This window comes from Corynebacterium pelargi (assembly GCF_014635485.1).
Taxonomy (GTDB): Bacteria; Actinomycetota; Actinomycetes; order Mycobacteriales; family Mycobacteriaceae; genus Corynebacterium; species Corynebacterium pelargi.
Genome location: NZ_BMCX01000002.1, coordinates 403,037 through 425,680, shown reverse-complemented (window position 1 = coordinate 425,680; position 22,644 = coordinate 403,037). Strand labels below are relative to the sequence as shown.

The window sequence follows — 22,644 nt, the reverse complement described above, 5'->3', positions numbered from 1 at the left end:
GCGAGCTCCGAGGCCAGTTCCTACCTGGCCAAGCACGCCGTGGCGGATTGCTACTTGGCCAATTGCTTCTTGCGCAACCAGTGGGTTGGGATCCACAGCAGTACCGCTGCCAAGCCGAGCCCGGCGCCAGCAAGGGCTGGGGTGTTGTAGCCGTGGCCTGCAGCGATGACGGCACCACCGAGTGAGGCACCCAGGGCATTCGCGATATTGAGCGCGGAGTGGTTCAGGGAGGCCGCGAGCGTTTGGGCGCGCCCTGCTACGTCCATGAGGCGGATTTGTAGGGAGGGGATCAAGGTGGAACCGGACATGCCTACCAGGCCGAAGGCGATGATGCCGGGGATCGGCCATGCGCTTAGGAAGTAGAAGCCCACCAGGGCGCTCACGATGGCGATCAGTGCGCAGAGGATGCCTTTATCGACGTTCCAATCGGAAAGCCTGCCGCCTACCCAGGTGCCGGCAACCATGCCAATGCCATAGAGCATGAGCACCAGCCACATCCACTCGGGGTTGAGCCCTGCGTGGTTGGTCATGGTCCAAGAGATATAGGTATAGACGGCGAACATGCCGCCAAAGCCCACGGCGCCGATGGCCAGGGTGAGCCATACTTGCCCGCGCAAGAGGGCCCCGAGTTCCGTCAGTGGGCTGGTGGGTGCCATCTCAGACATGTGTGGCATCAAAAACCACAGTGCGGCGAAGGTGGCGATGCCGATGGCGGTCACAAGCACGTAGGCCCATTGCCAGCCGAAGGCGAAGCCGAGCGCTTGGGCGGCGGGCACACCGGCGACGCTGGCTACGGGTAAGCCCATGCCCACGAAGGCTAGGGCCCTGCCGCGTTGTCCCATAGGCGCCATGGAGGCGACGGCCAAACCAGACACAGAGAAGTAGGCGCCGTGTGGTAGTCCGGCCAGCACGCGGGCGATGATCAGCATGCCCATGCTGGTGGAAAAAGCGGTGAGCAGGTTGCCTACGCAAAAGGCTGCCATGAGTAGCAAGAGGAGGCGTCGTCTAGGCAGCATGCCGGTGGAGGCGGCGATTACTGGAGCGCCGATCACTACACCCATGGCGTAGGCGGTGATGATGGTGCCTGCGGTGTTTTCGGTGACGTTGAAGTCCGCGGCGATTTCGCGGAGCAATCCCATCGTGACGAATTCGGTCACACCAATGCCGAAACCACCAAGAGCCAGGGCCACCATGACGATGATGCGTTTGGTGTTGGTGATTTCTGTTTGGCGGGGGATGCTTCGACGTTGTAACACGAGCGATCACCTTAGTATCGCGGTGGCGCTATCGACGTGCCCAAAGGGGCAAACGTGATACGTCAAACATCTTCGGTAGCGTTGTGTTCTAGAACGTGGAGCACAAGGCCAAGCGCTTACTCACCCCCGAAACCCCACGAATTCTTGAGCTGCATCCGCCAACACGGGGGTAGAACCTGTATTCTGAACTGTTGTATCTCAACGCTTGGAAATCAATAGGAGACCCATGGCAACGATCATTTACACCCGCACCGACGAAGCTCCGCTGCTTGCGACCTACTCGCTGAAGCCAGTAGTGGAGGCGTTTGCTGCAACCGCCGGCATCGATGTGGAAACCCGCGACATTTCGCTGGCTGGCCGCATCCTCGCGCAGTTCCCCGATTACCTAAGCGATGAGCAGAAGGTAGATGACGCGCTGGCTGAGCTTGGCGAGCTTGCCAAGACCCCCGAGGCGAACATCATCAAGCTGCCGAATATCTCTGCATCTGTGCCGCAGATGAAGGCCGCTATTGCCGAGCTGCAGGCTCAGGGCTTCAAGCTGCCCGATTACCCGGATTCCCCTTCCACCGAGGAAGAAAAGGACATCCGCAACCGCTACGACGCCGTCAAGGGCTCCGCGGTAAACCCCGTACTGCGTGAGGGCAACTCTGATCGCCGCGCACCGCAGGCCGTGAAGAACTTTGCCAAGAAGCACCCGCACCGCATGGGCGAGTGGTCGAAGGATTCTAAGACCAACGTGGCCACCATGGCCGATCACGACTTCCGCCACAACGAGAAGTCCGTGATCATGCCCGCCGATGACGTACTCACCATCCGCATTGGCGATACCGTGCTCAAGGACGACCTGAAGGTGCTCAAGGGCGAGGTCATCGACGGCACCTTCATGTCCGCCGAGGCACTCGATTCCTTCCTGGCCGAGCAGGTCAAGCGCGCCAAGGAAGAAGGCGTGCTCTTCTCCACCCACCTCAAGGCCACCATGATGAAGGTCTCTGACCCGATCATCTTCGGCCACGTGGTGCGCGCCTACTTCGCAGACGTCTACGAGCAGTACGGCGAGGAGCTGTTGACTGCTGGCCTCAACGGCGAAAACGGCCTGGCTGCCATCTACTCCGGTTTGGAGAAGCTCGACAACGGTGCTGAGATCAAGGCCGCTTTTGATAAGGGTCTGGCCGAAGGCCCCGCCCTGGCCATGGTGAACTCCCACAAGGGCATCACCAACCTGCACGTGCCTTCCGATGTGATCGTGGATGCTTCCATGCCTGCGATGATCCGCACCTCCGGCCACATGTGGAACGCCGATGACCAGGAGCAGGACACCCTCGCGGTGATCCCCGATTCCTCCTACGCCGGCGTGTACCAGGCTGTGATTGAGGATTGCAAGGAAAACGGCGCCTTCGATCCCACCACCATGGGTACTGTGCCCAACGTTGGCCTGATGGCCCAGAAGGCTGAGGAGTACGGCTCCCACGACAAGACCTTCAAGATCGAGCAGGACGGCACCGTGGAGGTTGTGAACTCCGCAGGTGAGGTGCTGATGTCCCATGAGGTCAAGGCCGGCGACATTTGGCGTGCATGCCAGACCAAGGATGCTCCCATCCAGGACTGGGTCAAGCTCGCCGTGACCCGTTCTCGCCTTTCGGGCATGCCTGCCATCTTCTGGCTGGATCCCGAGCGCGCTCACGACCGTAACCTGATCGAGCTGGTGAAGAAGTACCTGGCCGATCACGACACCGAGGGCCTGGACATCACCATCGCTTCCCCGGTGGAGGCCACCAAGACCTCCATCGAGCGCATCCGCCGTGGTGAAGACACCATCTCGGTGACCGGCAACGTGCTGCGTGACTACAACACCGACCTCTTCCCCATCCTTGAGCTGGGCACTTCTGCAAAGATGCTCTCCGTGGTGCCGCTGATGGCCGGCGGTGGCCTCTTCGAAACCGGCGCTGGCGGTTCCGCACCGAAGCACGTGCAGCAGCTCCAGGAAGAAAACCACCTGCGTTGGGATTCTTTGGGCGAGTTCCTGGCGTTGGCTGAGTCCCTGCGCCACATCTCCAACAACGGTGGCACCAAGAAGGCCGCTGTGCTGGCAGATGCCCTGGACAAGGCCACCGAGCGCCTGCTCAACGATGGCAAGTCTCCTTCCCGCAAGGTGGGCGAGATTGATAACCGCGGCTCCCACTTCTACCTGACCAAGTTCTGGGCAGAGGAGCTGGCCGCACAGTCCGAGGATGCAGAGCTGGCCGAGACCTTCGCTCCTGTTGCCAAGGCTTTGGATGAGAAGGCCGCTGACATTGACGCAGCCCTCATCGAGGTCCAGGGCAAGGAAGTGGACCTGGGCGGCTACTACTACCCCAACGACGCTAAGACCTCCGAGGTCATGCGCCCGGTCGCAACCTTCAACGAGGTTATTGATTCCCTGAAGTAGCAGCTAGCTTTTCGACGGCCCCCGCCTTCCAACCACAGCGTTGGCGCGGGGGCTTTCGCGTGCGTTGGGTCGGCTGAAGAATTTGAGCGAGGAAGGCATTCTGCAGGAGGGGCGGAGTGCCAAAGTACTTGTGTTCAAAAACCACCGCCTCCTGGACGCATTGTTCTTTTTGGATCTCCCCCATGAAGCCCCACGATCCTTGAAGGAGAACCCCAACCCGAACCCGCATACCCATATTTTTATTCACGCCCTACCTGCGTTTTTCACACTTTTCTAGACCAAGCGGTTTATTTATTCTTCCACCTTGTTCTAGCGTGGGGAATCACAGAAAGGACGTGATTTCACCCATGAAGTACAACAACGAAAACGCCGGCGAGTGGGGCTTTGATACCCGCGCCATCCACGCAGGCCAGCCCACCTACACCCCGGCGCGCAATCTGCCGATTTACCTCACCTCCTCTTTCGTCTTTAACGATGCCGAGCACGCTCGCCAGCGCTTTAGCTTGGAGGATCCAGGCCCGATTTACTCGCGCCTGACCAACCCCACGGTTGATGCTGTGGAGCAGCGCCTTGCTTCCCTTGAAGGCGGCACCAACGCCGTGCTTTTCGCCTCCGGCATGGCTGCAGAAACTGCTGCGATTTTGAACCTGGCTACTTCCGGCTCACACATCGTGAGCTCGCCGCGCATCTATGGCGGCACCGAGACGCTGTTTAGTGTCACGCTCGGACGCCTGGGCATTGACGTGACCTATGTGGAAAACCCCGATGATCCCCAAAGCTGGGCAGATGCTGCCAATGAGCGCACGGTGGCGTTTTTCGGTGAAACCTTTGCCAACCCGCAGGCAGACGTACTGGACATCCCAGCCGTGGCCGAGGTGGCACACGCCCATAAGGTGCCGCTGATCGTGGATAACACCTTGGCTACCGCGGCGCTGGTTCGCCCGCTTGAGCTCGGCGCCGATGTGGTGGTGGCATCGCTGACGAAGTTCTATACCGGCAATGGCTCCGGCCTAGGTGGCGTGCTGGTTGATGGTGGCAAGTTCGATTGGTCGGTTGAGCGCGACGGCAAGCCGGTGTTCCCGGAATTTGTGAACCCCGATCCCGCCTACCACGGCTTGAAGTATGTGGATTTGGGCGAGGTGGCCTTTGGCATTAAGGCTCGCGCTGGCCTCTTGCGCGATACCGGCGCTGCACCTTCTCCCTTTAATGCATGGGTGACGGCCCAGGGCTTGGATACGCTTTCTTTGCGCCTTGAGCGCCACAACACCAATGCCAAGGCCGTGGCTGAATTCCTTGAGGGCCACGAGAAGGTTGAAAAGGTCAATTACGCAGGCCTGGAGAGCTCGCCGTGGTTTAAGGTGAAGCAAAAGCTGGGCTTTGAGCACACAGGCTCGGTGCTGTCTTTCGATATCAAGGGCGGTAAGGACGAGGCTTGGCGCTTTATCGACGCCCTCCAACTGCATTCCAACCTGGCCAATGTGGGCGATGTGCGCTCGCTGGTGGTACACCCTGCCACCACCACGCACTCACAGTCGGATGAGACTTCGCTCAAGCGCGCTGGCATCACCCCGGCTACGGTTCGCCTTTCTGTTGGCATTGAGGCGATTGAGGATATCTTGGCTGATCTTAAGCGCGGCCTGGACGCTGTATAACAGCACAAGAATTAGGGTGCGCTTTCGAGCACCCCTCTTACTTCCACACCCCCTGTTGTTGCACCACGATTGCTAGTGCAGCAGGGGGTGTTGCGATGCCTAAGGTGACAGGTTTTGGGGGAATGAGGTAAAAATAACTTTTCACCCCCAAAAGGTGAGTGAGCTGGAAAAATGCTGTAAACTTGTGTGAAAACTGTGAACTAGTGTGACAAAGTTTTGCCATACAGCTAGCAAATCGTGACCATTTCGTTGTAAATTTACTGCTCGTTAGTAAATGAAGACAGGAAGCTTGCAATATGAAGAAGCCATTCTCCAAGGCAATCCGCTCCGCGGCCGTTGCTACCATCGCAACTCTCAGCCTCGGACTCGGCGCTGGCGTTGCTAACGCACAGCCTGCACTCCCCGAGATCCCCAACCTGCCCATCCCCTCCCCCGTGCCTCATGGTGACGGCCCGAAGCAGATGGTTGTGTTCGGTGACTCCTTCACCGCCAACGCCGGCAAGAGCGGCCCTCGCGGTTTGGCTCCTGCAGTTGCTCCTTGGCTGCCGAACTGCGCCACCGACATGGAGAACTGGCCCAAGATCGCTGCAGCAGACCTGAACAAGACCCTGGGCGACTGGTCTTGCAACGGCACCGGCGGCATGCCGGTTGCTCAGCTCGTGGCCTACGTTGAGTCCGCCATCGCCTACGGCGACATCGGACCGGGCACCGAGAAGGTCGTGCTCATGTACGGCGGCATGGATGCCTTCCAGTGGGTTGACGTTGCAGGCGAGATGAAGATCCTGCCCGGCGATGCCACCAACCCCACCATCTACCGCGACACCATCCGCCACGTGGCTGACCGCGTTCGCGCTGTAGCCCCCGGTGCCGAAATCGTGCTGGCTTCCTACCCTGAGTTCGCCACCGATGACCAGCTCTGCTTGGTCAACTTCGCAGACCGCGTGAACCCCATCCCCACCCCTGGCGCCACCGACATTCAGCGCGCTTTCCGCGACAGCATCAAGCACGCCGCTGAGTACAACAACGCCAAGTTCGTTGACGTCTACGAGGCAACCATCGGCCACGGCACCTGCGCACCGCGCAACGAGGATCGCTGGGTTACCGGCGCTATCGACCCGGTTTCCGGCCCCATGCCGAACCACCCCACCGTTCACGGTGAGTACGCCATGGCTCGCATCATTGCCGATGCCCTGCGCTAAAGCATCTTAGAGCTTTCCAACATCACGCCACCTGCTTTCCAAGCAGGTGGCGTTTTGCTTACAGAGCCCAGTGGCTTTTTATTCACCTTCCCGCCTCGCTTATGACGCAAGGCACATGTCCAAGTAGCATGTGGGAAAACTACGGAAGGAATCGCATGCTGGACACCACCGGCACACTGCAGCACGTCGATCTAGACAACTTCACCACAGAGGCAGGCATCAGCCTGCCGGTGCGCATCGCCTATCAGGCCTGGGGCACTTATCGCGGCGATAATGTGGTGTTGGTCGAGCATGCCTTAACCGGCGATTCCGATGCCGCAACGTGGTGGGAGGGCCTCATTGGCCCAGGCCTTGCCCTTGATACCGATCGCTACTGCGTGGTGTGTACCAACGCCTTAGGTGGCTGTAAGGGCTCAACAGGGCCAAGCAGTGAACGCCCCAATGGCTTTTGGGGTTCGCAGTTCCCAGCCCTTTCTATCCGCGACCTCGTCCACGCCGAGGCTCAGTCACTCAGCGCGCTTGGTATCGAGCAGCTTCATGCAGTAGTTGGCGGCTCCATGGGTGGCGCACGCGCATTGGAGTGGGCAGCACTGTATCCGCAGCGCGTGCATGCTGCAGCGGTGATTGCGGTATCGGCGCGCGCGAGCGCCTGGCAGATTGGTATTCAAAGCGCCCAGATCGCCGCCATTGAGCAAGATCCAGCCTGGCGCGGTGGCGATTATTATCGTTACGCAGCCCCGATTGAGGGCTTGAAAACTGCCCGCAGGATTGCGCACCTGACCTATCGCGGCGAGCTGGAGATTGACGAGCGCTTCGGCACCGATGCCCAACCCGGCGAAAATCCTCTGGGTCCCTATCGCAACCCCAACCAGCGCTTCGCGGTGCAAAGCTACCTGGATTATCAGGGCAATAAGCTGTGCGAGCGCTTTGATGCCGGCTCCTATGTCATTTTGACGGAAGCCTTAAACAGGCACGATATTGGCCGCGACCGCGGCGGGCTGAATAAGGCGTTGGCAAGCATTCAGGTGCCGATCTTTGTGGTGGGCATTGATACCGACATCCTCTACCCCTACCACCAGCAGGAACATATCTCGCGCAATGTGGGCAACCTGCTGGGCATGGCCAAGGTGAGCTCGCCGGTGGGCCACGATGCGTTTTTAACTGAGACGCGCCAGATGGATCGTATTTTGCGCAGGTTTTTAACTCTGGCAGCGGATCTACCGGCAGAAAACTAAGCCACTGCCGGGCACAGCTATGCAGGTCTAGGAGCCCAGCGATTCCACGGTGGCGGAAAGAAACAGCATGAGGCCACCGATGGCGGCGGTAAATGCGGCATCGAACTTTCTTGAGCGCACCGCGAAAATGCCCATGATGGAGGAATCGCAGCTCAGCCTCAACAGCGAGAGCAACAGCATGGCGCCACCAAGGGTGAAGGAAGCCCTGCGCCAGTGGTCGCCGAAGGAGTAGATGCCGGAAGCTAAGGCGAGCCCGACAAAGATGCCGATGCCGATCCACTGCAAGGCCACCGGCACCTTCGAAGGTGGCAGCGCTACGTCGTGAGGGTTGCGCAAACTCGGCCGCTGCACAGGCGGCTGGCTCAGGCGGAAATGAAAGCCACGCAAACTAGGCGTGCTCCCCCGTGCCGGCGGCAAGCTCTGCGCGCTCGACCACGTTGCGGATAAGGAAGGCGCGGGTAAGTGGGCCTACTCCCCCAGGGTTGGGAGAAATGGCTCCGGCGACGTCCCAGACGTCGGGGTGGACGTCGCCAAGCAATTTGCCATCAACACGCGATACACCCACATCCAAGATGGCCGCACCAGGCTTGACCATGTCTTTGGTGAGCATGTGGCCCTTGCCGGCGGCGGCGATGATGATGTCGGCCTCACGGGTTTCTGCGGCCAGATCCTTGGTGCCGGTGTGGCAAAGGGTCACGGTGGCGTTTTCGCTGCGGCGCGTGAGCATCAGGCCAATGGGGCGGCCAACGGTCACGCCACGGCCAATCACCACCACCTTCTTGCCTTCAATCTCTACGCCAAAGCGGCGCAGCAGGTGGATCGCACCATTGGGGGTGCACGGCAGCGGTGCTTCCTCGCCAAGAACGAGCTTGCCCAAGTTCACGGGGTGCAAGCCATCGGCGTCTTTGGAGGGATCGATGCGCTCCAAAATGGCGTTTTCATCCAAGTGCTTGGGCAGGGGCAGTTGCACGATATAGCCGGTGCACTCGGGATCCGCGTTGAGCTCGTCGATCACGCGCTCGAGTTCTTCCTGGGTGGTTTCTTCGGGCAGGTCTTTACGAATCGACTTCACGCCCACCTGCTCGCAGTCGCGGTGCTTCATCTTCACATAGGACTGGCTAGCGGGATCAGCGCCCACCAGCACGGTGGCCAGGCCTGGGGTGATGCCACGCTCCTTGAGGGCTTGAACCCTGGTGTGGAGGTCTTCAAAGATCTCGTCGCGATAGAGCTTGCCGTCAAGTGTTTGAGCCGTCATGTTTCCCAATTATTGCACGTCCTATGATTTGCACATGGCCTTTGCTCACATCATCTTTGACCAGCCCGTGATCCCCGGCAATACCGGCAACGCAATCCGCCTGTGCGCCAACACCGGCGCGCACCTGCACCTGTGCAAGCCCTTGGGATTCAACTTTGAAGATAAACACCTCAAACGCGCTGGCCTGGACTACCACGACCTTGCCGAAGTCAGCATCCACGACTCCCTCGATGCTTGCCTTTCCTCGCTTGTCGACGCCCGCGTCTTCGCCTTCACCACCAAAGGGGAGCTCACGCACTCAGAGGTGCAGTGGCAGGAAGGCGACGCCCTGCTGTTTGGCACCGAGCCCACGGGCCTATGTGAGCAGGCCCTAGCGCACCCACGCATCACGAGCCAGGTGCGCATCCCCATGCTGCCCAATAGGCGCTCCATGAACCTCTCTAATGCCGCTGCCGTGGGTGTGTTCGAGGCATGGCGGCAGTTGGGGTATGTGGGGGCTTAGGTTGGGAGGTGCAAATTCATTAGCTGCCTGTGAGTGGATAGCAAAGGCTTCAACAGCGCCTCCGCATTGAAATCAAATGCCTGTTATGGCTCCCCTCCCTCGAATCCGAAGATCGAAAAGCTCAAGTCTCTTGAAGCCAGCCCGCTCGGCATCAGGGGAAATGTCCTAGTGCCGTTTGGCTTGGAAGGGACAACGTTGCCGGCATGACAAATCACCGCGAAGGTGGTCTGTAAAACGGTGGATACATTCGGAACACAACCGGCGCGCCAGCTTTTAAGGCACCAGGGAAGATCGTGAGCTCCAGGCAATCATCGCTCACGCACACAGCACTAACATCCTGCCCAACGACGCACAGCATCGAACAAGAACTCTTGGGGTTTTTATGAACGGATCATTCAAACTCCGATGAGTCCCAGTTGGCGACGTTCATGGCGCCATGCTTGAAGAACTCGATCATAACGCGCCTAGCAGCCCATTTTTGGTCGATCAGTGGCAGATCGAGGCCTCTTTCATCGCTCAGCCACATGCTGAATACCGCATAGTCAACGGTCCCGAGGACCTTGTCTAGGCGTCCAAATTGTTTGAGTACTTCTTCGCTCACGCCTTGACCACCAAAGGTTTTGAGCATTTCCCGGATAATGTCCCCATCTGCTCCAGTAGCTTCGACGAGCCTCGCGATGTGCCGGTCTTGGGTGGTGGCGAGTTGTTCGTTGATGTAGTCACGGAAGGTTTTGGTCTTATCAACCTTCAAGGAGCCGGACTGGATCATCGTGATAACCGTCCGGGCAGCGTGTTGTTCTTCTTGGTTCAACGCGGCATAGCACTGTTGGACTTCCACTAGGAGCGCGTCCAGGTCAGCCTGGGCGGTCTTGTTGTCTGCGATAGCTTTACGCCACTTGTCGAACTTTTTGTCTAACGCTTCAAGGTCGATGCGCTTAGCGTCTTGAGCGTAGGTCAGGCAGGTGAGGTCTAGGGGAACTTGTTCGTCTTTGTTGCCTGGTGTGCCGTCTCCGAGTTCACGGTAGCGGGCCAGCCAGATCTCATAGACCTCTTCGGTGAGCTTCACTGTGACCGGTTCATCGCCTTCTTTGGCACCGTCATAGGTGAGCTTTTCCCAAGTGAAACCTTGCACCTTGCAGGTTTCCACCAACGCAGCCAACTGGGAGAAGTTCACCGCGAACATCTTCCGGTCCTCCACCGCATTAGGTAAACGTGAGTAGTCGGGGATCCCGGACCTCCTGAAGATAGCGTCTATGACATCGAACAGAGCATTAAGCGCTTCTAGGTTGGCCGGCAGTGGGTCAACAAAGACAGCTTTTGCGTTGCCCCCGGCGTACAAATCAAAGGCGGCCTCGAAGTTGTGAGTCATGGTGCGGGGCTTGCGGTAGTAAACGATGGTGCCCTGAGGTTTGATCAACTTATCGTAGATACGGTTGGTGCGAGAGGCAGCCTGTACGAGCTTGTCGTATTCCAGGACCTTGTCCAGGTAAAGCGTGCCGACGAATTTCGAGTCATACCCAGTCAGCAACTGGTCGACGACAATCACTAGGTCGAGCATCTGATCTTTGGTGATGTACTTGTAGCCTTCTTTGTGAGCGAGGCGGTCAGCAACATCAGCTTTAAAGTCCGACAGTTCGGCCCGGTCGAAATTCAGATCAAACATTTCCTCATAGCCATCAAGGATCTCGAAGATCCCATCGGTACGAAGTTGCTGGTTACCCACGTTCTCATCGGCATCAGAAAACACGGCTGTAACTTTGAGCTCGCGGTCCAGCACTGGCCTTGGGGCGGCGGGGTCGCTTGCGGCTGCGCGCACTTTTTGGTTGTGGGCTTGGAAGAGCCGGTAGTAGGCGATGGCTTCTTCAATGCTGGAGGTAGCGAACATGGCGTGGAGCTGCCCGCCTTGAGAACGGCGCTGCCAGTTGGTAAGGATTTCATCGACCACGTGCTGCTGGTAGTCGGCCTCTTGCCAGTTTGAGGTAGGCACCAGGTCTTCAATGCCGGGCACCTTCTTACCCGCGTTATCGAAGCGACTCACCCATGGAACTTGGTCGGGATCCATGTATCGCTGGTACGTACGCCACTTGGCAGAGTTGGCTTGTGCCCCCTCGATGGTCTGAGCCTCGGCTTTAGCTAACGCGACTTTTTCACGCATCTGAGTGCCGGGGTAAATGTCGACTTGCTGGTAGTCGAAACGCAGCACTGCTCCATCGCGCAGCCCGTGATAGATGCTGTAGCGGTGCAACTCGTCCCCGAAAAGGTCAGAAGTTTGGGTGTGCTTCTTCTGGTTCACTTCCTGGATCGGGGTGCCAGTAAAACCGAAAAACACGGCGCGAGGGAAGCAACGACGGATGCCCGCATACATCTCGCCGAAGGTCGAGCGGTGCGCCTCGTCCACGATGAACACGATCCGCTGAGACTGGATGCGCTCAAAATCTGTGCGGGCGTAATACGGCTCGTCTGGGTTTGTGAGCTTGCCCAGCTTGTGCAAGGATGTGATGACCAGGCGATGCGTGCCTTTGAGCAGCTCGGTAGCTAACTCGACAGTCGAGTTGGGGCGGGCAATATCAATCTGATCACCGGCAAAATTGCGGTACTCCATCTCCGACTGGTCACCCAACTCTATGCGGTCCAACACGAATATGACTTTGTCGGCGATCTTGTCACGTGCCATGAGCATCGCGGTCTTAAACGACGTCATAGTCTTACCTGAACCGGTGGTATGCCAGATATAGCCACCCTTGTGATCATGGGTTGCCCTCTCTTCAAGAGGCACCCGATTAATCCTGGCCATACGCGCCTCGACCGCTGCCACCGCGTGAATCTGATAAGGCCGCAAGACTTTAAGCTCCCCATCCCCACCATCAGCGATCAGATAGTCACCCACCAGCGTGTGAGCAGCGGGGATCGAGATGAAATGCTTAACAAATTCCTGCCAAGACTCATAAACCTCGTTGTTACGATCCGCAAATGTAAAGTGGAACATGTCAGTCAGATGGTCGGTCTTCGCCGGACGGGCGAAATAGCGCATCTGCGTGGGGGTCATTCCGATAAACACCTGGACCGCGTTAAAAAACCCCGTGAAAATGCCTGACTGCAGGTATTTGTGGATCTGGCCGGTCGCCTCACTGACGTCATGGCCGTGATTTTTTAGCTCCACATGGATCACCGGAATACCCCAGATCAGCAGCATAAAATCACCCCTCCGGTCCTTATCGCGCTGGTGGCTACGCGGCAAGACCGGCTGGCGAGCAATCTGGTAGGTCGAATCCCCACCTGCAACCTCTTTAGGATCGAAAATCTTCAAGGAGATAAGCTTGCCCTGATGCTCAGGGTCATCGGGATGATCACGAACAATAGTGGTCTCCATACCCTGCAAAAATCGCTGCACATCAGCCGGAGTATGCAAACTGGCGATCTGCTCTACCAGCTGTGCTTTCTCACCTTCAGACAAGGGAACACCATTAAGGCGGCGAGACTCAGCATTGTTCTTGAAAATAATCCGGGCCCAGTTATCCACCAGATCAGCAACCGAGGGATACTGCAGTACATGCTTGGACCAGCCATGCCGGAGTGTCAAAGCCTCAATTACTGCGTCCTCAAACGCCCCCTCAGATGCGAACCGCACCAATTTACCCATCACTAAACTCCTTCGACCTCTGAACTACACGAACATCTGCCGTAAAAACGCCGACTTCAACTGCCGCAGCTTCACCAGCTTCGCCGCCTCCGCCTCCAGTAAGGTATCCAGCTCACGAAAGTACGCCCCGATTGCCTGCTGCTCGGAATCTGTTGGAAGAAGTACCTGGACGTTCATTGCTTTCGTTTTGGAGATGTTAAAGCGAGATATTCCCTGAGCGAGGACCGTAAATTGCTGTCGTAGATACGGGCTACGCAGCATATATGCCCAATAATCATGCTGAATTGGAGAATATGGCCTGTATCCAAAACAAAAACTATTCAAGTATGTATTTGCTGGGATTGTTTCGACTACGGAAGACATGCCTACCTCTTCCGGCACTTCGGATGAGGTAGTGAAAAGAATATCCCCCGGTAATACAGTTGTCTGGCGAGGGTCAATTTCAACTATGCCGAGATCATTATAATCGGTAACGGGGTTAAGATTTACGTTCAAATAGGTGATGTAGTGAGCCTTTCCGTGACCAAAGTCTCCCTTCGACTTACCACTCAAGCCTGAGAATGTGGAACCAAGGTCTCCAAGGTGAACCCGCTTCCACCTGTCGGAGAAATTATTGAACCGCACTTCGGGCACGAGCGAGCCCCCTCGTGGAAACATCTTAACCAGCATTGTCTGCTTCAAGCGGCGCAGCTTCTCCAGCTTCTTTTCTCCAGCCTCCAAAGCGGCATCCAACTCACGGAAAAACGAACCAATGGATTTCTGTTCCGCTATTGATGGCACAGAAAATGTTGACGTTGAAACAAGACCCCAATCAGACCTAGGCATTTTGGTGCCTGAGGACATGTTGGCTACCGCCATGAACTCAGGTCGTTGAATCGTTGCGTGAATAAAGGCAGGATCAGAATTGGTCGCTTGGAGGACCCAGAAATCACCCACTGCGATCCCGCTAAAGTCGGCAAGTAGCCAGTTCTTAAGATATGGGCGCAGCTTTCCAAAGAGAATGTCCTCTGGCGCAAACGGGATTCCGGCCTTATGGTTCGACTTCTTCGCTAGGTCCTTATTGAGAGTTCCTTCGCCAGCGTTAATATCCTCAAACTCGACGGTGAGCGAACCATTCGGGCTAGTTTGTTGAGACTTTCGATCTACCAGCTCTGCGAATGGCAGAATACTCCAAAATCCGTCAAACCCACGCAATCGAATCTCAGGAGTGTTTTTCTCGCTCATGCTTGTTCTCCGCTAAGGATGGTGGCGAGTTCGTGAATTCCTTCCATGTCGCGCTGGGGGCCGGTAAGCCTGCCCATCATCTCGGCCAGGTTCGTTTGCGCCTCGTTGGCGCGTTTGCCGATGTCAGAGAGTGTGGTCGCGTACTTGGCGTCAAGGTGCTCAATTTCGTCGATCAGTTCGTTGATCGTTTGAGTGGGAACGCTCTCGATGTCGGTAAGCATGCCGCGCACCCATTTCATGCGCAGAAGTCGTTTAGCGGTTTCATCATCCAGGGTCTCAATAAGATTCTTGGTTTCAAGGTGGATCTTTGCTTCGCGGTCTGTGATGGCTTTCTTTGCCTCTTTGACTTCGTCGAGCAGGTCGAGTGCCTCGATAAGCACGGGCTCGATCGCGCCTTCAGCGAAGTCACTAGCGCGGCGTAGATCCTCAATTCGCTTGCGCACCACAGTGTCGGTGTAGGTCCCAGACTTGTTTGGGGTCATGGACGCCCAATCCACCTCTGGGTGAGCGGTAATGATGCGTTTCTTAGCCGCTCCCTTAGTTTCGAGATATTCGCTGAGCACGTCAATCTCTGGACTCGTGATATCTTCCAGCAACGGTGCTAGGCGGTCTTTCACCCCGCCAACGGCGAAAGCATCACCGGCAGCGTTAGTAATTGATGTATCACCGGAGCCCAACTGCTCCTCACTTAGGGAGTCAAATAACTCTGCGACACGTTCCTGTGCCTCGGCCAGTCTGACCTCCATAATGCTCAGTTCTTCGAAGTCTTTAGTGAGCAGTTCTTTTTGCACCAGTCCGAAAGGTAGGATCGTACCCAGCCAGCCATCTTGGACTTCAGTATTCTTGCCATCTTTTTTCTTAAGCACCATGTTGGGCTCGACCTGACGGATTGTGCCCCAACCTTGACCTTTCAAGACTTCGAGGTCTCGGTTGGTGGTAAACCAATGGTCAGCAAAAATCTGGTAGACCGTATAGTCATCAACGATAGGCACCTGCTGCAGGCGCTCAAATAGCTGATTGCGGAGCTCGCCCTCGATGGTAGTCATATTTACCTCATTCAGGCCCTCGACTAGGGTGTCACCGAGGATCTCATCCCAGCCAGCAAACGCCTGCACATAGTCACGCATGAATGCCTGTGTGCTCGGGTGCTGGCGCACGGCCTCCACCAATTGGTTTTTAGAGTGAAGGTCTTCCCGTACGCGGGCATGGGTTTCGGTAGTGGAGGTGAAAACAGTTTCGCGCAAGCCCGGCAGGGCATCCCAGTAGGTGCTGAGAGCATCGATTTCGGTTTGTGGGATGCCTCCGAACATGGTGGCGTAAATGTCCCACGTCTCTGCCGGCTCACTGGAATCCACATAGCGGGGAATGTTGAGGTTATAGTGGTTGTCTTTGATCTCGTGTTTGGAGACTAGGCGGGAGTATTTGTCTTCGCTACGACGCTCGGTCACCGTGTCCACGATCTTGCGGATATCGCGGTGACGTAGCTCGTTCTTCTTCCCCATTTTGCTAAAGCCTTTGGAGGCATCCACGAAAAGGATCGAGTCATCATCGCGTTGCTTCTTCAAGATCATGATGATGGTGGCAATGCCGGTACCGTAGAAAATATTTGCGGGCAGACCGATGATGGCATCGATATGATTGCGTTCAACAAGCTGGGTACGGATCGATGCTTCTTCCCCGCCACGGAACAACACTCCGTGAGGTAGGACAATAGCCAGGATTCCATCGTCTTTCAGGTGGTATAGCTCATGTAAAAGGAATGCGTAGTCAGCGGTTTTCTCCGGTGCTAAGCCGTAGGCGAAACGGGGATCGCTGCCTGTTTTGGGGCGCTCCCACTCGGCTGAATAGGGCGGGTTTGAAACTACCGCGTCAACGAACAGTGGATGGTATTCGTTCGTGTGCGGATCAATCATCGGCCAGTCGGCTCCCAGGGAATCGCCTTCACGCGTAACGATATTTGCTGGCTTGATGTCGCGCATGACTAAGTTCATGCGTGTCAGGGAGTAGGCGGCTTTCTTTAACTCTTGCGCGTAGTACTGGATAGAGTCTGGGTTACCACTGCGGCGAGTGATTGCCTCACCGATGTTGAGAAGCAAAGATGCTGAGCCGCTCGTGGGGTCATACACCTGGATACTATCGCGGCCCTTTAAATGATGACCCACGATTTCAGCCATCACCAGCGAGACCTGGTGGGGTGTGTAAAACTCACCGGCAGACTTGCCAGCATTGGCTGCAAAATGGGAAATCAAGTACTCGTACACGTAGCCGAGGACGTCATAGTCCTGGCGACTACCGGTTGGAATATCACGCACGATTCGAATCAACTCGCGCAGCTTCTTACCTTGAGCGGTGGCGTCAGTTCCCAGTTTGGGCACCGCAGCTGCCAGTGGCGAAAAGATCTCATGGAAGATGGATTTGTAAGCAGGGTTGACCTTGGCGTCGAACGCTTGGGTTGCCTCGATCACCTTTGAGGGCCGCAGCTCATTGAGATCATCTTCCCAGGTGCTAAACAGATCTTGATGTTCGATGAAGTAACCCAACTGGTCTTGAGCTTGGGCCACACGGCGCTCGTTCTCACCGTTCAGATGAACTTCGAGGGATTCAATGGGCAGACCATTGGAAACAAAGAATTCCACCTCACGGGTTGAAAGATACTTATAGAACATCAAGCCAAGGATGAGATCCTTGTAGTCGTTAGCATCAAGTGAACCGCGCATCTTATTCGCGGCTTTCCAGATCTGCGAAGCGAGCTGCTGCTTATTCATATTACGTCTTCCACTGTTGGCGAGTTTCCAGTTTCGTTTCTTCAACTTTGAACAGCATAATTCCACCGAGATAACTTCAGCGTCCGACTCGCCCGTGTCACCGGCCCCTTATAGCAACCCCGCAGCACCACTCCCCTCCCGCGCGGGCAGAGGGGTTGGGAGCGGTGGACGTCGAAAAGCTATAAAGCAGCACTAACCCCTTTCACCTGGTGTTTTAGACGCTCGGAGCGCTTGAAAATCGTGCCGAATACTGTGTTGGAATCTTTGGCTCGAAAGGGGGCGCAATGGGGGATGAATAAAATTACCCACGAGCTTGTCAGGAATGAATCCCGTTATTAAGGTTGCCCTTGCCTTACAAAGGTTATGCTATCAATACTTAAAGGGGATCTTGTGTTACAGCACAACAAGACAGTGAGCCGACGCACCTTCCTGGCAATGCTCGGCATCGGTATGAGCGGCACCGTACTCGCAGCCTGCTCAGACGACAGCAAGGGTGCCAACACCACCGGCACCCAAGGCTCAGGCAGCGAAGCCTCCTCCAACAACGCCTCCGGCACCCGCACCTTCACCGACGATGTGGGACGAGACGTTGAAATTCCGAACCAGCCGCAACGTCTTGTTTCCACCAAGGGCATTACCTCGCTGGTGGCCCTGGGCATTACCCCGGTGGGCATTGCCAATATGGAAATCGACCTCTACCCCTACCCGGATGTGGTGAAAAAGCTCAAGGAAGATGGGGCGACGGATCTTCATGAGCGCGAGCTGAACATCGAAAAGGTTATTTCCCTACAGCCGGACGTGATCGTGGCATCTACCCCACGAGACGACGATAATCGTGAAACCCTCGCAGCCATTGCACCTACCGTGGTGATCGAATCCGGCGACGAGCGCAAGCACCGCTGGGACGACACACTTCGCTTCTTTGGCCGAGTGATGAACAAAGAAGATAAGGCTGAAGAACTGCTCAGCGATTATCAAGATCGTGTAGATGAGTTCAAGGAAAAGCACGGCGACTACCTCAAAGACAAAACCGTCTCCGTACTGCGCATCCGCAACGACAACCTGATCATCTACACCAAGAGTTCCTTCGCCGGTGGTGTTCTGGATCAGGTGGGCATCAAGCGCCCCAAGAACCAAGACCTCGATCTTGCCGCCACCAAGGCAGCCACCAACGGCGAATCCATTGAAGCCTTCCCGCTTTCACCGGAGCGCCTGAACGAAGCCGACGCCGACATCATGTTCGTTGTGGTGCAAGTCCACGACGATCCTTCCGAGCAAGACGATAAAGACAAGGCCACCTTGGCCAACGTGGAGAAGGTCAAAAACCACCCGCTGTGGAACAAGCTCAACGCGGTGAAAAATAACCAGACCTTCTTTGTCAATGCGGTGTGGAACGGTGAATCCGTCATGGAAGCAAACTCCATGCTGGATGATCTGAACAAGCACATCGGCTCGCTGAATTCATGACGGCCCGCGGCACATCCGCGACAGGAACCGGCAGCACCACGGCTGCGGTAAAGCAGGCCGGACAGGCTGGGTTGGCCGGGCAAACTGGCCAGGCTAAAAACACAGCCCCCGGCGCGGCCTCGCAAACAAAGACCGGGCGCTTCACCATCAGCCGTGGGGCGGCACTGGTCTTGGTGTCCGTGTTGGCCTGCGTGTTGGCGGTAGCCAGCGTGTCTTTGGGTTCGGTATCGGTTCCGCCGCGGCAGATCATTCAAGCGCTCACCACTGCTGATGCCAATGGCTATAACCACACGGTGATTAGCGATATGCGCATCCCGCGCACCATCATCGCCATGCTGGTAGGAGCCACCCTCGGTGTTGCCGGTGCCGTAATGCAGGCGGTGACCCGCAATCCTTTGGCCGACCCCTTTGTGCTTGGGGTATCTTCCGGCGCCGGATTCGGCATCACTGCTGCGGTGTTCTTCTTCGGCGCCGATAGCCCCGAACAGTTCACCCTCATGGCCATCGCCGGTGCAGTCTTGGCGGGCTTGTTGGTGATCTTTATTGGCCAAGGCACTCGCGGGCAATCCTCCCCGGTGCGCTTGGTGCTTGCCGGCATGATCGGCGGCACGGTGATGACAACCTGGACCTCCATCATGGTCTACAGCGATGATCACACCCGTGAAACGGTTCGCTACATCATGATCGGTGGCGTAGGTGGACGTCGCTTGGAAGACTTCCCTCTGGCCATCGGCCTTGCCGTTGCAGGCATGGTGATCTGCATATTGATGTCTCGAAGCATCGGCATGCTCGCCCTTGGAGAAGACATCGCCGCAGCCGCCGGCGTACACACCGCACGCACCAGGCTCATCGCCTCAATCGTGGTGGTGGCCATGGCCGGAGCCAGCGTGGCTATTTGTGGGCCCATCGGTTTTGTGGGCTTTGCAGTTCCTCACCTGGTTCGCCCATTGGTGCGCGGATCGGTGGAGTGGGGCATCGTGCTGTCCGCCTTCGTGGGCGCATCCATGCTCACCGCCGCCGATATCCTCGGCCGCTTCGCGCTATTTCCCGCCGAATTAGAGGCCAGCATCGTCATGGGTGCGATCGGTGCACCATTTTTCATTCTTATTGCTCGCCAATCCTCGAAGGTGGCGTCATGACTCCTACAACCAAGCAACGCCCAAAGCCACAGGCCAAAGATAGCGCGCCGGTGGGCAAAAGCCCGTGGCGCGTGCACAGCACCTCGTGGTGGAGCTTTCGCTTCCATGGCTCGACGGCACTGCTCATCCTCATTGCCCTGGGGCTGAGCGCTGCCGTGGCGGTATTCGCCATGACCATTGGCGATGTGCCCCTAGCGGCCAAAGACGTGCTCACTGCCCTATGGTCCCAAGCCGATGCCAAGACCGAGTTTGTGGTGTTTCGGCTTCGCCTCCCGCGCCTGCTGCTGGGATTTTTGGTGGGCATGGCGCTTGCTATGTCTGGCGCAATCTTTCAGGGCGTGACCAGGAATGATCTGGTTGCCCCCGATATCATCGGTGTGACCTCCGGTGCAGGTGCAGCGGGATTCATTTGGATTTTAATCACGCACAATGTTGCCTTCTTGCCCGTGGTGGTCTTTATCGGTGCCGTAGCCACCACCATGGCGGTGTACTTTTTGGCAAAGCGCGGAAACTTAGATCCCGCCCGCCTAGTACTCGTGGGCATTGGTATGCAAACACTCCTAGGCGCAGCAGAAGCCTATATGGTGCGCCGATTCCCCATCCAAGATGTGGTGTGGGCGGATAATTTGCTCATCGGTTCACTATCGCGGGCAAGTTGGTCAGACGTCAGCCTCATCGCCCTAGGCCTGGTGGTGGCATTGCCGATAGCGCTTGCTCGCATCAACGCCTTGCGCCTTATTGCATTGGGCGAAGATGTTGCAGCCACCAGTGGTATTCACGTTGAACGCACCCGCTTAGTGCTGATCTGCGTGGGCTGCTGGCTCGCTGCCATCGCCGTGAGCGTGGCCGGGCTAATCGGCTTTGTGGCACTGGTGGTGCCACACATTGTTCGCTTGATGGTAGGTCAAATTACCGCGCTGTCCTTGCTGCTCACAGGCATCGTAGGTGGGCTTTTAACCATCATCGCCGATGTTGTTGGCGCACATTTCATGCCCGTTCCCGTCCCCGTGAGCGTAGTCATCGCCGCTATTGGCGCGCCCTATTTTTTGATTGTGTTCACTCTTTTCCAAAGAAGGCGCTGATGTTTTCCAACAATCCACACAACACAGCAACGCTGCAGGCAGACAAGCCTTCAACCCAGCCACCACAACCAGAACACACAGCGGCTCCTCACGATGCTGGCACGGCTGGGGTCGGAGGAGCGTCGAAAAGCTGCCGCATGATCCAGGCCGAGGGGCTGAGCGTGCGTTATTCCAAAAAGGGCGATCCGATCATCGATGGGATTGATCTGTGTATTGGTGAGGGCGTGACCGCGCTGATCGGGCCGAATGGTTGCGGGAAATCCACGCTGCTGCGCACGATGGCTCGGCTGATGCGCCCCACGCACGGCAACGTGATTGTCGATGGCAAGCGGCTATCGCGGATGTCGCCCAAGGCTGTGGCGAGGATGATTGCAGTCCTTGGCCAGCACGGCTCCAACACCAATGGTTTAAGTGTGCGCGATATTGTGGGCAAAGGGCGCTACCCCTACCAGGGACTATTCCAGCCGCATTCGCATGACGACGTTCAAGCCATCGACGACGCCATCGAGCAATGCGGCATCGGCGCACTTGCCCACCAGCCAATGGAGGCGCTGTCTGGCGGACAGCAGCAGCGCGCCTGGATTGCCATGACGCTGGCGCAAACCACGCCAATTGTGTTCTTTGATGAGCCAACGAGCTACCTGGATATCGGCGGTGAGCAGCGAGTACTCGACCTGGTTGCCGCCATCGCGCAACGCGGCATCCGGGTGGTGGTGGTGCTGCATGATGTGGATGCTGCCCTCAAAATCGCCGACACGATCGTGGTGATGCGCGACGGGGCAATCGTGGCATCGGGCCCTTCGCGCGAGGTGCTCAGCCGCGAGATCCATCAGGATGTATTTGGCCTGGACTGTAAGTTTGTTCAACACCCAAAGCGCAAGGTGCTGGTGCCCCACCTTGGTTCTGGGGTGCAGACAACCAGCCAGGATACGAGCAGGCAGGAACGCAAGGAGGCTCCAATAAGTGCTATTTCTGCAGGCGATCTGGCATCTGATACCACCCCAGTTATTTGCGCATCCGGGCTTGCCACGGGCTATCAGGGCGTCAGCATATCCTCCGACCTCGATGTGCGCATTGCCAAAGGTGCGATCACCGGCGTGATCGGCCCGAATGGTTGTGGCAAATCTACGTTGGTGCGAACCCTCACCGGCATCATGGCACCCCTGGCAGGCTCCGTGGCAGTCCGTGCTGATGGTGGCGATATGGCCTTAAATGCACTCACGCCGAAGCAGCGTGGCCGGTTGATTTCGGTGCTTTCCCAAAAACCGGAACCCTTAGAGGGCTTTAGCGTCGAAGACGTCATCGTCGCAGGCAGGCACCCCCACGGCAAGGGGTTGCACCGTTGGCGCACAAAGGATCAGGAGGCTGTGGAAGAAGCCATGAAGCTTTGCGACGTCCACGCTTTACGCCACCGGCCAATCAGCCAACTTTCCGGCGGGCAACGCCAGCGCGTCTGGCTTGCTCGCGCCCTAGCCCAAGATACCGACGTGTTAGTGCTCGACGAGCCAACAACGTATCTGGATCGAGCACACCAGGTGGCCTTGATGGAGGCAGTGGCGCAAAGAAACGCCGAAGCAGGCACCACGGTGTTAATGGTGCTGCACGATATCAACTTGGCAGCCCGCTACTGCCACCACATGCTGGCCATGTGCGATGGCGAGATTGTGGCCGCGGGCAAGCCCCAGGAAGTGCTCACCCCAGAGCGCATCGGGCAGCTCTTCCAGGCTTCCGTCGACGTGATGGACGTCGACGGCTCCCCCGTCGTGGTGTCGGTATAAGCGCACTGATTCCGGTGTTCAGCTC

Annotated in this window: 15 protein-coding genes; 9 read left to right on the top strand and 6 right to left on the bottom strand. The window is 57.1% G+C overall.

Annotation, left to right across the window (positions count from 1 at the left end; translation table 11 throughout):
* Positions 1–50 precede the first annotated feature (50 nt).
* Positions 51–1,256 (bottom strand): MFS transporter, encoded by a 1,206-nt coding sequence (locus tag IEU99_RS05715; RefSeq protein ID WP_229718398.1) that lies wholly within the window; start codon positions 1,254–1,256, stop codon positions 51–53.
* A 226-nt stretch (positions 1,257–1,482) separates the two neighbouring features.
* Here IEU99_RS05715 and IEU99_RS05710 point away from each other — a divergent pair, with 226 nt between their 5' ends.
* From IEU99_RS05710 to metX, 4 genes are all read left to right on the top strand, one after another.
* Positions 1,483–3,681, top strand: a complete 2,199-nt coding sequence (locus IEU99_RS05710) for an NADP-dependent isocitrate dehydrogenase (protein ID WP_128890368.1) — start codon at positions 1,483–1,485, stop codon at positions 3,679–3,681.
* 347 nt (positions 3,682–4,028) lie between these two features.
* Positions 4,029–5,333, top strand: a complete 1,305-nt coding sequence (locus IEU99_RS05705) for an O-acetylhomoserine/O-acetylserine sulfhydrylase (RefSeq protein WP_128890369.1) — start codon at positions 4,029–4,031, stop codon at positions 5,331–5,333.
* A gap of 296 nt (positions 5,334–5,629) precedes the next feature.
* The gene (locus IEU99_RS05700) at positions 5,630–6,532 is read left to right on the top strand and encodes a GDSL-type esterase/lipase family protein (protein ID WP_128890370.1); all 903 of its coding nucleotides are present in this window, start codon (positions 5,630–5,632) and stop codon (positions 6,530–6,532) included.
* A gap of 155 nt (positions 6,533–6,687) precedes the next feature.
* Entirely contained in the window at positions 6,688–7,767 is a 1,080-nt protein-coding gene (metX, locus tag IEU99_RS05695; protein ID WP_128890371.1) for a homoserine O-acetyltransferase MetX, read from the top strand.
* Positions 7,768–7,794: 27 nt separating this feature from the next.
* Here metX and IEU99_RS05690 read toward each other — a convergent pair whose 3' ends face one another.
* Positions 7,795–8,154 carry a DUF3017 domain-containing protein gene (locus IEU99_RS05690; RefSeq protein WP_229718397.1) on the bottom strand — a complete coding sequence of 120 codons (360 nt, stop codon included), beginning with the start codon at positions 8,152–8,154 and terminating at the stop codon, positions 7,795–7,797.
* 1 nt (position 8,155) lies between these two features.
* A complete protein-coding gene (locus IEU99_RS05685) occupies positions 8,156–9,022 on the bottom strand; it encodes a bifunctional methylenetetrahydrofolate dehydrogenase/methenyltetrahydrofolate cyclohydrolase (RefSeq protein WP_123960764.1) in 867 nt (288 codons plus the stop codon).
* A 34-nt stretch (positions 9,023–9,056) separates the two neighbouring features.
* Between IEU99_RS05685 and IEU99_RS05680 the strand changes: the two genes are divergently transcribed.
* Positions 9,057–9,524, top strand: a complete 468-nt coding sequence (locus IEU99_RS05680) for a tRNA (cytidine(34)-2'-O)-methyltransferase (protein WP_128890372.1) — start codon at positions 9,057–9,059, stop codon at positions 9,522–9,524.
* 391 nt (positions 9,525–9,915) lie between these two features.
* Here the strand turns inward: IEU99_RS05680 and IEU99_RS05675 are convergent, their stop codons facing one another.
* From IEU99_RS05675 to IEU99_RS05665, 3 genes are read right to left on the bottom strand one after another with little or no spacing between them, the layout of a single operon-like run.
* Positions 9,916–13,164 carry a type I restriction endonuclease subunit R, EcoR124 family gene (locus tag IEU99_RS05675; RefSeq protein ID WP_128890373.1) on the bottom strand — a complete coding sequence of 1,083 codons (3,249 nt, stop codon included), beginning with the start codon at positions 13,162–13,164 and terminating at the stop codon, positions 9,916–9,918.
* A gap of 24 nt (positions 13,165–13,188) precedes the next feature.
* Entirely contained in the window at positions 13,189–14,388 is a 1,200-nt protein-coding gene (locus tag IEU99_RS05670) for a restriction endonuclease subunit S domain-containing protein (protein WP_128890374.1), read from the bottom strand.
* Complete coding sequence (locus tag IEU99_RS05665; protein ID WP_128890375.1) at positions 14,385–17,153, bottom strand: type I restriction-modification system subunit M; 2,769 nt, start codon at positions 17,151–17,153, stop codon at positions 14,385–14,387. Before IEU99_RS05665 ends, IEU99_RS05670 begins: the two co-directional genes overlap by 4 nt.
* Before the next feature lie 390 nt (positions 17,154–17,543).
* On the opposite strand from IEU99_RS05665, the gene IEU99_RS05660 reads away from it, so the two are divergent.
* Genes IEU99_RS05660 through IEU99_RS05645 form a run of 4 tightly spaced genes read left to right on the top strand, consistent with a single transcriptional unit; the run spans position 17,544 to position 22,619 of the window.
* Positions 17,544–18,620 carry an ABC transporter substrate-binding protein gene (locus IEU99_RS05660; RefSeq protein ID WP_206731206.1) on the top strand — a complete coding sequence of 359 codons (1,077 nt, stop codon included), beginning with the start codon at positions 17,544–17,546 and terminating at the stop codon, positions 18,618–18,620.
* Positions 18,617–19,759, top strand: a complete 1,143-nt coding sequence (locus tag IEU99_RS05655) for a FecCD family ABC transporter permease (RefSeq protein WP_128890377.1) — start codon at positions 18,617–18,619, stop codon at positions 19,757–19,759. Before IEU99_RS05660 ends, IEU99_RS05655 begins: the two co-directional genes overlap by 4 nt.
* Positions 19,756–20,841 carry a FecCD family ABC transporter permease gene (locus tag IEU99_RS05650; protein WP_128890378.1) on the top strand — a complete coding sequence of 362 codons (1,086 nt, stop codon included), beginning with the start codon at positions 19,756–19,758 and terminating at the stop codon, positions 20,839–20,841. Before IEU99_RS05655 ends, IEU99_RS05650 begins: the two co-directional genes overlap by 4 nt.
* Positions 20,841–22,619 carry an ABC transporter ATP-binding protein gene (locus tag IEU99_RS05645; protein ID WP_128890379.1) on the top strand — a complete coding sequence of 593 codons (1,779 nt, stop codon included), beginning with the start codon at positions 20,841–20,843 and terminating at the stop codon, positions 22,617–22,619. The genes IEU99_RS05650 and IEU99_RS05645 overlap by 1 nt, the downstream gene beginning before the upstream one ends.
* Positions 22,620–22,644 lie beyond the last annotated feature (25 nt).